This window comes from Pseudomonas sp. S2_E02 (assembly GCF_054668355.1).
On the sequence record NZ_CP162761.1, the window covers coordinates 274,532 to 285,505 of the forward strand.

Here is a 10,974-nt window from a genome sequence, read left to right on the forward strand (position 1 = left end):
GCCATGAAACAGGAAGTGATAGAACTGGACGGTGCCATCGGTGGCGGCCAGGTGTTGCGCAGCGCCTTGAGCCTGTCAATGGTGACGGGCAGGGCGTTTCGCATTAAACAGATTCGTGCCAGGCGCAGCCGTCCGGGACTGCTGCGCCAACACTTGACGGCGGTGATGGCGGCGGCCGAGGTGTGTGGTGCTACGGTTGGCGGTGCACATTTGGGTTCGCAAGCCTTGAGCTTTGAACCCGGCGCGATTCGCGCTGGCGACTTTCAATTCGCCATCGGCACGGCCGGCAGTTGCACACTGGTGTTACAGACTTTGTTGCCAGCACTGTTACGGGCACCGCAGGCGAGTCGGCTGCGGATTTCCGGTGGCACGCATAACCCGCTGGCGCCGCCGGCCGATTTTCTCACGCGCAGTTGGCTGCCGCTGCTGCGCCGCATGGGTGCCAACGTTGAGCTGGACTTGTTGCGCCATGGTTTTGCCCCGGCCGGCGGTGGCGAGATTGAGGTGAATGTGCAACCGGCGAACCTGACGCGACTCGATCTGTGTGACCGTGGCGAAGCGATTTCACCAAGCGCGTGGGCTCTGACCGCCGGGCTTGGACCTACGGTCGCCCAACGTGAGCTGAGCCGAGTGGCCAAGCGCTTGAATCTTCCGGCTACGGCGCTGCACTCTGTGACACTTGATCCAGCCCGCGGGCCAGGTAACGTGTTGCTGCTGGAGTACGCTTTCGAACACGTCACCGAGGTGTTCAGCGCGTTCGGCCAAGTGTCATTGCGCGCAGAGAAGGTTGCCGATGCTGCGATCAGTCAGGCTGCCGACTGGTTGCGCAGTGGCGCTGCGGTCGCTGAGCACCTCGCCGATCAGTTGCTGTTGCCAATGGCGCTGGCCGGTGGTGGCTCGTTCACCACGCCGCGAATGACCGAGCATTTGCACAGCAATATCGCGGTGATCGAGCTGTTCTTGCCGGTTCGTATTGATTGTCGCGAGGAGGGTGCCGATCGACTGCGTGTTGAGGTCATTGGCAGTTGATTGGTCATGAACAGGGCGACAGGATTTCATCGGGAATCCTGTCGCCCTTTTTTTGGCCCGCAAAAAACTCTGAAAAGGCGGCAAATTGCTGGCCCCCGGGCGTTCGCTTCCCCGGCAAAATCGCCTTTTTTCAAAAGGTTAGGTGGGCTCTATGCGGACGATTGTTATCACCGTTGCAACGCTTTCCCTGGCTGTCTTCGCCACAGGCGTGCAGGCGAAAGAGTTAAGCAAAAGCCATCGCTTTGCCTGCACCTGGGGTTCGGATATCGCTGCCGGTGCTCAGCAATCGAAGCTGTCAGGCGTCTCGCTGTATGGCGCGCGCAAACAATTGCAGGTGCGACGATTCCAGCAACCGTGGATGCGTATGACCGCGATGGGAATCACCGAGCAAACCTACAACAGCACGTCGAAACTCAAGCCTGCAGCTGTCAAGCAGACCTATTACGAACAATGTGTACGCCACGAATTGGCCCAGCGCTGAAGCAAAAAGCCCAACCTGAACCGGTTGGGCTTTTTCATGCCCGACGAAATGTCAGGGTTACTTTTCGCTCTCGCAGTTGACCATCCACGACACGCCAAAACGATCGACCAGCATGCCGAAACGCGCCGCCCAGAACGTCGCTTCCAGCGGCATGTCGATGCGGCCGTCGCTGGCCAGTGCGTTGAACACGCGCTCGGCTTCGGCGATGCTGTCGACGTTCAGCGAAATCGAACAGCCACTCATGCCCTGAGTCGGGCGATCGGGTGTGGTGTCCGAGGCCATGATCATCTGCTCACCCACCTTCAGACAGGTGTGAATGATCAGGTCGTGGTGTTCTTTGGGCACTTGTTCGGCGGCGGGTGTTTCGCCGAACGTCATCATCGCCTCAAGCTTTCCTTGCAAGGCTTGCTCGTAAAAGGTGAAGGCCGCGCGGCAATCTCCGTTGAAGATCAGGTAGGGATTGATTCTCATGTCTCTGCTCCCGGCAGTCAGGCGCGGAGCGGGCGGGTGTCGCCGGGTTCCGCGTAGGGCGGTTAAACCATAGCAGAGCGTTGGACGCCGGAAAGGGCTGAGTCTTCCAGATTTTTTTGTTCTGAAAAGCACGTCGACGATAACGTGGTCGTCGTTTGAAATTCAGTCGTAGCGCTGGAGTACCATGACGCACAATCATCACCTGCAGAGTCCAATGCCCAATGCCTGATCTATCGCGTTTCACGTCCTTGTTCGATCAGGCGCAGCGAGCCTTGCGCCTGGTCTGGGGGACATCGCGTGGCTTGTTTCTGGGGCTGGTGCTGGCAACGTTGGTTGCCGGTTTGCTGCCGGCGCTGGCGGCATGGTTGGGCCAGCGGATTGTCGATGCGGTGGTGGCAGCGATGCAGTTGCACGCGCAGCACGGCAGTGCGCCGCTGTGGCCCGTGTTGCGTTACGTGTTGTTGGAGGCCGGTGTATTGGCGCTGTTGTCCGGCACGCAACGGGCACTGTCGGTGCAGCAATCGCTGTTGCGGGTGCAACTGGGGCAGAAGGTCAATACGCTGATTTTGCAGAAAGCGCAGACCCTGTCACTGGTGCAGTTCGAAAACTCCGAGTTCTACGACAAATTGGTGCGTGTCCGTCGCGAGGCTTCGACCCGGCCACTGGCGCTGGTCATGAAGTCGTTGGGTTTGATTCAAAACCTGATCATGCTGATCAGCTTCGGGGTGCTGCTGGTGCATTTTTCCCCTTGGGCGCTGGCGTTGCTGGTGGTCGGTGCGTTACCGGTGTTTTTTGCCGAAGCGCATTTTTCCGGTGACGCCTTTCGTTTGTTTACTCGCCGTGCGCCGGAGAGTCGGCAGCAGAATTACATCGAAACCCTGCTGTCCCACGAAACCTATATTAAAGAGGTCAAGCTGTTCGGCTTCGCGCCGCTGTTACTGCAACGCTACCGCGACACGTTCGCCAGGCTGTATGCCGAAGACCGCCGTTTGACGTTGCGGCGCGATGGCTGGGGTTTCGGCCTCGGCCTGCTTGGTACCGCGGCCTTCTATGCGGCCTATGCCTGGGTGGTCATCGATGCCGTACATGGCCAGATCAGCCTTGGTCAGATGACCATGTATCTGGTGCTGTTCAAGCAAGGCCAAAGCGCTGTGAGCAGCAGTCTGAGTGCGATCAGTGGCCTGTACGAAGACGGCCTCTACCTGACCAGTCTGTATGAATACCTGGCCGAACCGGTTCAGGTCGATAGCGGTCACCTGACGGTCGGCGTCTGCCCGGGCGATGGTTTGCGTTTCGAGAACGTCGGTTTCCGTTATCCGGGTGCCAGTCGGCCAGCGCTGGAAAACATTGACCTGCAACTGGTGCCAGGCCAGAGCATGGCGCTGGTCGGCGAGAACGGTTCAGGCAAGACCACGCTGATCAAGTTGCTGACCCGGCTCTACCGCCCCGATCAAGGGCGCATTCTGCTCGACGGCAGCGATTTGCAGGATTGGCAGGAGACCGCGTTACGTCGGCGCATTGGGGTGATTTTTCAGGACTACATCCGCTACCAGTTCAGCGTCGGAGAAAACATTGGCGTCGGCGATACCCTGGCGTTCAACGACGCGCAACGCTGGCAGGAGGCCGCGGCCCAAGGCATGGCGGCCCCCTTCATCGAAGGGCTCGACAAGGGTTATGCCACGCAGTTGGGACGCTGGTTTGCCGGTGGCCAGGAATTGTCTGGCGGGCAGTGGCAGAAGATTGCCTTGTCCCGCGCTTACATGCGTCGTGATGCCGACATTCTGATCCTCGATGAGCCAACGTCCGCCCTTGACCCGGCGGCCGAGGCGGCGGTGTTCGAGCATTTCAGCCAACACAGCGAAGGTCGCATGACGTTGCTGATTTCCCATCGTTTTTCCAGCGTGCGCAATGCCGACCACATCATCGTGCTGCAACAAGGGCAAATTCTGGAGCAGGGCGGCCACGATCAACTGATCGCCGCCGCTGGGCATTACGCGCAACTGTTCGATTTGCAGGCTCGCGGCTACCGTTAAGTGTCCCGCCCGTTGCGCACGGTGGCAGGTCCGGCCACCCGGGGGGCCGGTTTGCTCTGCATCAGGCTGTCGAGTGCCTTGCGGTAATTCTGCCCGCCGAGCGCCATGCTGTTGTTATGCGTCGCGCCCGGCACCAACAGCAGGCGCTTGGGTTGTTGCGCGGCGTTGAACAGTTGCTCGCTGAAGCGCGGCGGCACGAAAGCGTCAGCCAAACCGTGGACCACCAGCAGCGGCATGTGGATATCAGCGATCTTGTCGATCGAGTCGAATTTCTGCGACAGCAGCCAGCGCACCGGCAGCGAAGTGTTGGCCACCGACGCGGCAACATCCGCCAGCGTGGTGAAGGTGGACTCGATCACCAGTCCGCGCACCGGTAATGCAGAGTGATCGCGAGCGGCGGCCTGGCCGAGTTCCGCGGCCAGATCGATGGCCACGGCGCCACCGAGGGAGTGGCCGTAGATCAGGCGTTTGGCCGGGTCCGGTTGCAGCAGTTTGAAGCGTTCCCACGCCACCCGCGCATCTTCGTAAACGCTGCTTTCCGACGGCAGATCACCATGGCTCTTGCCGAATCCTCGGTAGTCGATGGCCAGCACGGAATAGCCCGCAGCGCGCAGTTGCTCGATGCGGAACAACTGCCCGGTGAGGTTCCAGCGCACGCCATGCAGATAGAGAATGGCCGGCGCATTGGCTTTTTCCGCCGGCCACCACCAGGCATGAATGTTTTCCCCGGCCTTGAAGCTTTTCGGTTGCAGGTCGAGTTCCTGCACGCTGCCGGGCAAGCCGCGATACCAACCGGCGGTGCCCGGTTCGATGCGAAACAGCAGTTTGCGTTCGGTGTGTTCGAGCACGGCACAACTGGTCGGCACGCCGATAATCAGCGCGGCCATGCAGGCAAACGCCAAACGGCGGCGTCGCAGACGCGTCATGAAGGACAGGAACATTAAACGTTTCACCCAGGCGCAGACAAAGAAGGCTTTTTACCAGATGCCTCGGTCTGCGCGTGAGTTTTTCGACCACTGCCCCGGCGCAACAATTACCAAATGCTGCAAAGACTCACACGACCTGCAGAACGATCTTGCCGATATGGTCGCCAGCCTCCATGTGCGCGTGAGCCTGAGCGGCGTCGGCGAGCGGGTAGACCTTGTCGATCATCGGCAAGCAGCGCCCGGCAGCCAGCGCCGGCCATACGTGCTCGCGCAGTTGATCGGCAATCGCAGCTTTTTCGGCGGCAGTGCGGGCGCGCAACAGGGAACCGGTGATCACCGCACGTTTGGCCATCATTGCCAGCAAGTCAAAGTCATTGGCCCGTGCGCCGCCGAGGAAACCGAGCATGACCAGTCGGCCATCCATCGCCAGGGCGCTGACGTTATCGTTGAGGTACGAGCCGCCCATGATGTCGAGGATCACATCGACGCCTTGGCCTGCGGTTTTCTCGGCGATGACTGCCGCGAAATCCTCATCGCGATAATTGATCGCTGCGCCACCGAGATCGCGAATCGCTGCGCATTTGTCCGGGCTGCCGGCGGTGGCAAACGCTTCAATACCGAATTCGCGGCACAGCATCAGTGCGGTTGTGCCGATGCCGCTGGTGCCACCGTGAATCAGTGCGCGCTGACCACGACTGGCGCCACCGAGGCCGAACAGGTTGGCCCACACGGTAAAGAAGGTTTCCGGGATTGCGGCGGCGTACACCCAGTCCAGACCGTGTGGAATCGGCAGGGTCTGGCCGGCGGGGACGGCGCAGTATTCGGCATAACCGCCGCCGTTGGTCAGCGCGCAGACGTTGTCGCCCACGGCGAACTGACTGACACCGGCTCCGAGTGCCACGATTTCGCCGGCGACCTCAAGCCCGGGAATTGGGTTCATGCCGGGTTTCATCGGGTATTTGCCGGCACGCTGCAAGGCGTCCGGCCGGTTGATCCCGGCGGCGTGTACGCGGATCAGCACCTCGCCTTCTGCGACGGCTGGAAGCGCCACGCGTTTGGGTTGCAAGACGTCGGGGCCACCGGGTTCGCTGATTTCGATTCGGGTCATTTCGTTGGGCAGGGACATATCGATTCCTGTTGGCATAAGTTCTGTAGATGGGAGCGTGCTATGCAAGCAATGATTCCCTTCAATTTGCACAGCAGCGCGACTCAGTAGGGGCGGGCAGCCATTTCATGGCTTGCTCCAGCAGCAGCGCCACGACGATTGCGCCAGCGGCAATGATGAACAACAGCGCGTGATGACCGCCGCTGGCATTGAACAGCGCTGAATAGGCAAATCCGGCCAGCGCCTGAAAGGTGGCGAATGACACCGTGGCACGGCTCCAGGCGATCTGCTGGCGATGGTGTTCTGGCACCAGTTCATGCACCCGAGCCAGCGCCAGCGGCACAATGCCGGGCGGAAATGAACCGAGAATCACCGCCAGCAACGCCAGCGCCAGAAACGAGTGAGTCATTGCCAGCAACCCAAGGGCAATCGCCTGCACCACCAGCACCAGGCGAATGCCGGAACGTGCGCCAAGCTTATCGGCAAGAAAGCCATAACTCACCGGACCGACAATTGCGCCCAAACCGTACATCACCCAGATCAGCGCGCCGATATGTGCCCCGGCGCCGAGTCCACGTGCCACGTAATCCACCAGAAACACCATGGCCGGCACCAGGCCAGCGGCCATGAAGGCGTATTGGGCGAACAGCACATACACACCGCGCGGTGTCGGTTCTGCGGACACCGTTTCTTGCGCAACGACCGGGTGCAGGAAATCAGCCGGCCAGCCAAACCAGCTCAGCGCCGTCAGCACCAAGGCCAAAGCCCCCAGGCCCAGCCATGTCGCTTGCAAACCGAGGCTCAACAGCGGCGGCACCAGCGTCCCGGAACCGGCAATGCCAAGACCTATGCCGAGAAAGATCGCGCCACTGGCCAGCCCTTTACGCGCCGGCGGAACATGCGGCAGAACTGTCGCGGCTACCAGCACCATGATCGCACCGCCGGCAATCCCCGACAGCAGTCGCCAGCCGAAGAACCAGCTCACCGACAACGGAAACGCGCAGGCAAAAAATGCCGCCGTGACCACCAGCATCATCAATCGCAAGGCATTTTTATTGCCGAGCTGGCGCGCTGTCGGCCGGCCGAGCAGAGCGCCGATCAGGTAGCCCACCAGATTGGCCGCACCGAGGTAGACCACATCGTTGGCGCTGAACCACTGCGCCTCAATCAGCGAAGGGATCAATGGGGTGTAAGCGAAACGCGCCAGCCCGATGCTGACCAGGCTGGCGCAGAGGCCGGCGAAAATCGGCAGCCAGATACCGGTGGAGGTTGAAGTGCGCATGATAGCGATCTCGCGGAAGGTTTATGGCGTTCAGCATATCGGCTATTGTTGCTGCGTTAATGCAGCGATTTAGCGTTGCTACGATGCGAATTTGCATCACTGGGAGGCAGCATGAATTGGGATGACGCACGGGTATTTCTGGCCGTTTGCCGCGAGTCGACGCTACGTGGCGCTGCACGGGTTTTGGGGGTGGATCAGGCCACTGTCGGGCGACGGATCACGGCGCTGGAAAAGTCCCTGAGCGCTACGTTGTTCCTGCGCACCTCCGACGGCTACGCGTTGACCGCTGTCGGTGAGGCGGCGCTCAGGAGTGTGGAGAAAATGGAGCATTCGGCACTGGAGCTGGAGCGGCAGATTCAGGGCCTGGATGATCGCCTGACCGGCACGGTGCGCGTCAGTACCACGGATTCGCTGGCGATCGACTTTCTGATCCCGGCCATCGCCCGTTTGCACGAGCAGCACCCGGACGTACGAGTGCAACTGGACGCGTCCACGCAGATCCTCAGCCTGGCCAAGCGCGAGGCGGATATCGCGGTGCGCAACACCCGGCCGGACAATCCTGATCTGATCGCTCGGCGAATCGCCCGATGGCCGGTGGGCCTGTTCGCCTCTCAGGCCTATATAGACGCCAATGGCGTGCCGCAACCGGACACAGCGTTTGAGGGGCATGATCTGGTGGTCTATCAACCGTATCTGCAAAGCAAAAAGGACCTGACCCTGGTGTCGGAACCGCTAAGTCGCGGCCGCATCGTCGCCAGCCTCAGTTCCAGTTTGCTCGTCCGTCGGTCAATTGCCGCAGGGTTGGGTGTAGGAGAAATCCCGGTGTACATGGGTGAGCGCGATGGTCTGATCAGGCTCTGGCCGGAGCGCACTCGACCATTGCCGTACGAAGTGTGGTTAGTGACCCACGCGGATTTGCGGCATACCGCGCGGGTGAGGGCGGTGATTGAGCAGATTGTCGACGTGTTCGTGTCGGAGAATGACTAGGCAGATGTTCTTTTGGCAGGGCTACAAGCTCTGACGAAACGGCCTACATCAGAGGCAGAATCTCCCGGCTTGTGAGGCGGTTGGATGGGGCCTATTGTTTCGTCATGTCGGTGAGGGGCGCAGGGCTCGCACTGATGTTGATACCAGGGACGGTATCGGTAAACCCAGGAAGGTGTCGAATTGAGAACCACGGAATTCAGTCAAAACCCAATCAGTGACCTTGCGAGCAAAGGTCGGAATACTCAAGCCATGAACGCTATCAGTCGTGAAGAATTCAATGCCAGGATAGAAACCATTGAGACCAGAATGGACGCTCGGTTCGAGGGTGTGTCGGCAAAAATCGAAGCTTATCTTTTGACTCAGGCGGAGAGAGACAAACGATACGATCTGATGTGGGACGGCGTACAACAAATCGCCGAAGACTCAAAAGAAGCCATCAAACATGCCTCGACAGTGAAGGCGCATTACTGGGCGACGACCGCCGTCCATTTTCTCGGAATGATCACCGTCGTCGTAGGGGCGCACTTTGCCAATCAAGCAGCGGTATTAACCACCTTGCAGACGACACTCGCCGCAATCCAGATCGGCAAGGATATAAGTGCACCAAGACCTGCTTCGCAACAAGCACCCGAATCACCACAATAGAAAACGGCCTTCAAAGAAGGCCGTTTTTCGTGAGCATTGAAACACCGCATCATGGCATTTCTGGCAACTCCTGCGGCCGCAAGTCGAACACCAGCACCTCGGCATCGACACCATTGCTCAAGGTCAGCAACTGTTCTTCGCGAACCCGTACGCCGTCACCTTCCTGCAAGGGCTGGCCATTGAGTTCAACACTGCCACGCGCCACATGCACGTAGGCATAACGGTTGGCTGGCAGCTCCAGCGTGGCAGTTTCTTTACCGTCGAACAGCCCGGCAAAGACTCGTGCGTCCTGACGCACTTTCAGCGAACCGCCGTTGCCGTCCGGCGAGATGATCAATTGCAGGCGACCGCGTTTTTTCTGTGCGCTGAAATGTTCCTGTTGATAACGCGGTTTGGCACCGCTGACTTCCGGCACGATCCAGATCTGCAGGAAATGCACCGGTTTGGTCGCCGAATGGTTGAACTCGCTGTGCGCTACGCCGCTACCAGCACTCATCAGTTGCACATCGCCTGGGCGGATCACCGAACCGGTGCCCAAGGTGTCTTTGTGTTCCAGTGCACCTTCCAGCACGTAGGAAAAGATCTCCATGTCGCGATGCGGGTGTTGGCCGAAGCCTTTGCCGGCAGCGACGCGGTCATCGTTAATCACCAGCAGATCGGAAAAACCCTGCTCACGCGGGTCACGGTAGCTGGCAAAGGAAAAGGTGTGAAAGGACTTCAACCAGCCATGATTGGCGAGGCCACGATCGGAGGCTTTGCGAAGGGTCAGCATGATGAAATCTCCTTGCGGGACGTGAATTCGTCCGAGTGAGGAGAAGGTTACTGTTTACTGTACTGCGCAATAAGTAGATGAAAACTGAAAGACTGTCCCTGTCAGGTTGACAGTTTTGCGATAGCCTTCACACAAAACTTTTGCGCTCAAACGGCTACAGTTGGCCATAATGTCTGGTCCGTATCATGTCTCTCTGATTGAAGTGATGTCTTCCCATGAAAACCGTGGCAATGGTGCTGTTTCCCGACTTTCTTCTGCTCGACATGGCCGGGCCATTGGAGGTTTTTTCGGTTGCCAATCGCTACCTGAAACCCGATGCGCATTATCAATTGATCACCCTTGGCACCGAAGAGGGCCCGCTGCGGGCCTCCAATGGTGTGATGGTGCAGGCCGACCGGATCATTGGCGACGACACCGAGCGTTATGATTTGCTGCTGGTGCCGGGAGGCCCCGGTGCCTACAACCAGCAGTTCCCGTCGTTGTTTGCCTGGCTCAAAGACGCAGTCCGGCGCGTCGAGTACTTCGGATCTATCTGCACTGGTGCTTTTGTCCTGGGGCACGCCGGTTTGCTTGACGGTTACCGTGTAACCACGCACTGGAACTACACCGAGCGCCTGATCAAGGGGTTCCCGAAAGCCCATGTCACGACTGATCAGATCTATGTCGAGGATCGCAACCTGATCACCTCGGGAGGCGTTACGGCGGGGATCGATATGGCGCTGGCTGTGATCGCCCGCGATCACGGCAAGAAGCTCGCGCAGGATGTGGCCAAAGTCCTGCTGGTGGTGATGAAACGCCAGGGCGGGCAGGCGCAGTTCAGCCCGTTGATGGCTGCCGTGGCACCGCAGGAAACGCCGATTACCCGCGCGCAGAGTTACGTGCTGGAACACCTCGACGAAGCCTTCACGGTCGAGCGCATGGCGGCGATTGCCAATATGAGCGCGCGGCACTTCGCGCGGGTGTTCACCCGCGACATCAACATGACGCCGATGGAGTTTCTGCAAAGTGCGCGCATCGACTGCGCACGAAACTTGCTGGAAACCAGCGATCTGCCGCTTAAAACCGTGGCTTACAAAAGTGGTTTCGGCAGTGTGCGGCACATGCGTTCGCTGTTCGCTGAAAAGCTCGGCCTGACGCCCGCGCAATACCGCGAACAGTTCAGCTAGAGCGCTGTTGTCCGTCTGGCGCACCCGTATGTCCGAATTGAGTCTCGTGTAGCGGTTGTCGCCTCATCTGAGGCTGC

At 59.6% G+C, this 10,974-nt stretch carries 11 protein-coding genes; 6 read left to right on the plus strand and 5 right to left on the minus strand.

Translation table 11 applies throughout. The annotated features are described in order from the left end of the window. Window positions 1-3 precede the first annotated feature (3 nt). Window positions 4-1,029 (plus strand): RNA 3'-terminal phosphate cyclase, encoded by a 1,026-nt coding sequence (gene rtcA / locus AB4O01_RS01125; protein ID WP_460090362.1) that lies wholly within the window; start codon window positions 4-6, stop codon window positions 1,027-1,029. Between the two features lie 151 nt (window positions 1,030-1,180). Next, entirely contained in the window at window positions 1,181-1,510 is a 330-nt protein-coding gene (locus AB4O01_RS01130) for a hypothetical protein (RefSeq protein ID WP_093439361.1), read from the plus strand. Between the two features lie 57 nt (window positions 1,511-1,567). On the opposite strand, the gene AB4O01_RS01135 is transcribed toward AB4O01_RS01130, so the two are convergent. Beyond that, entirely contained in the window at window positions 1,568-1,981 is a 414-nt protein-coding gene (locus AB4O01_RS01135; protein ID WP_320337350.1) for a VOC family protein, read from the minus strand. A gap of 221 nt (window positions 1,982-2,202) precedes the next feature. Between AB4O01_RS01135 and AB4O01_RS01140 the strand changes: the two genes are divergently transcribed. Beyond that, on the plus strand, window positions 2,203-4,014 hold the full coding sequence (locus tag AB4O01_RS01140; protein ID WP_099758564.1) for an ABC transporter ATP-binding protein: 1,812 nt from the start codon (window positions 2,203-2,205) through the stop codon (window positions 4,012-4,014). Here the strand turns inward: AB4O01_RS01140 and AB4O01_RS01145 are convergent. The 3 genes from AB4O01_RS01145 to AB4O01_RS01155 form a co-directional block, all read right to left on the minus strand. Further along, a complete protein-coding gene (locus AB4O01_RS01145; RefSeq protein ID WP_093439350.1) occupies window positions 4,011-4,955 on the minus strand; it encodes an alpha/beta hydrolase in 945 nt (314 codons plus the stop codon). The two genes, AB4O01_RS01140 and AB4O01_RS01145, sit on opposite strands and share 4 nt — an antisense overlap. Window positions 4,956-5,067: 112 nt before the next feature. Further along, window positions 5,068-6,066, minus strand: a complete 999-nt coding sequence (locus AB4O01_RS01150; RefSeq protein ID WP_460090365.1) for an NAD(P)H-quinone oxidoreductase — start codon at window positions 6,064-6,066, stop codon at window positions 5,068-5,070. Between the two features lie 61 nt (window positions 6,067-6,127). Then, window positions 6,128-7,327 (minus strand): YbfB/YjiJ family MFS transporter, encoded by a 1,200-nt coding sequence (locus tag AB4O01_RS01155; RefSeq protein WP_460090366.1) that lies wholly within the window; start codon window positions 7,325-7,327, stop codon window positions 6,128-6,130. A 111-nt stretch (window positions 7,328-7,438) separates the two neighbouring features. On the opposite strand from AB4O01_RS01155, the gene AB4O01_RS01160 reads away from it, so the two are divergent. Both AB4O01_RS01160 and AB4O01_RS01165 read left to right on the plus strand, forming a co-directional pair. Then, window positions 7,439-8,314, plus strand: coding sequence for a LysR family transcriptional regulator (locus AB4O01_RS01160; RefSeq protein ID WP_186624912.1), 876 nt, complete (start codon window positions 7,439-7,441; stop codon window positions 8,312-8,314). Window positions 8,315-8,563: 249 nt separating this feature from the next. Beyond that, entirely contained in the window at window positions 8,564-8,959 is a 396-nt protein-coding gene (locus AB4O01_RS01165; RefSeq protein WP_099759404.1) for a hypothetical protein, read from the plus strand. Between the two features lie 49 nt (window positions 8,960-9,008). On the opposite strand, the gene AB4O01_RS01170 is transcribed toward AB4O01_RS01165, so the two are convergent. Next, window positions 9,009-9,731, minus strand: coding sequence for a pirin family protein (locus AB4O01_RS01170; protein WP_093439338.1), 723 nt, complete (start codon window positions 9,729-9,731; stop codon window positions 9,009-9,011). 215 nt (window positions 9,732-9,946) lie between these two features. On the opposite strand from AB4O01_RS01170, the gene AB4O01_RS01175 reads away from it, so the two are divergent. Continuing rightward, window positions 9,947-10,897, plus strand: a complete 951-nt coding sequence (locus tag AB4O01_RS01175) for a GlxA family transcriptional regulator (RefSeq protein WP_093439335.1) — start codon at window positions 9,947-9,949, stop codon at window positions 10,895-10,897. The last annotated feature ends 77 nt before the right edge of the window (window positions 10,898-10,974 follow it).

Coding starts and splice junctions, on each gene's coding strand:
- rtcA (WP_460090362.1), top strand. CDS start 4: ATGAAACAGGAAGTGATAGAACTGGACGGTGCCATCGGTGGCGGCCAG.
- AB4O01_RS01130 (WP_093439361.1), top strand. CDS start 1,181: ATGCGGACGATTGTTATCACCGTTGCAACGCTTTCCCTGGCTGTCTTC.
- AB4O01_RS01135 (WP_320337350.1), bottom strand. CDS start 1,981: ATGAGAATCAATCCCTACCTGATCTTCAACGGAGATTGCCGCGCGGCC.
- AB4O01_RS01140 (WP_099758564.1), top strand. CDS start 2,203: ATGCCTGATCTATCGCGTTTCACGTCCTTGTTCGATCAGGCGCAGCGA.
- AB4O01_RS01145 (WP_093439350.1), bottom strand. CDS start 4,955: ATGTTCCTGTCCTTCATGACGCGTCTGCGACGCCGCCGTTTGGCGTTT.
- AB4O01_RS01150 (WP_460090365.1), bottom strand. CDS start 6,066: ATGTCCCTGCCCAACGAAATGACCCGAATCGAAATCAGCGAACCCGGT.
- AB4O01_RS01155 (WP_460090366.1), bottom strand. CDS start 7,327: ATGCGCACTTCAACCTCCACCGGTATCTGGCTGCCGATTTTCGCCGGC.
- AB4O01_RS01160 (WP_186624912.1), top strand. CDS start 7,439: ATGAATTGGGATGACGCACGGGTATTTCTGGCCGTTTGCCGCGAGTCG.
- AB4O01_RS01165 (WP_099759404.1), top strand. CDS start 8,564: ATGAACGCTATCAGTCGTGAAGAATTCAATGCCAGGATAGAAACCATT.
- AB4O01_RS01170 (WP_093439338.1), bottom strand. CDS start 9,731: ATGCTGACCCTTCGCAAAGCCTCCGATCGTGGCCTCGCCAATCATGGC.
- AB4O01_RS01175 (WP_093439335.1), top strand. CDS start 9,947: ATGAAAACCGTGGCAATGGTGCTGTTTCCCGACTTTCTTCTGCTCGAC.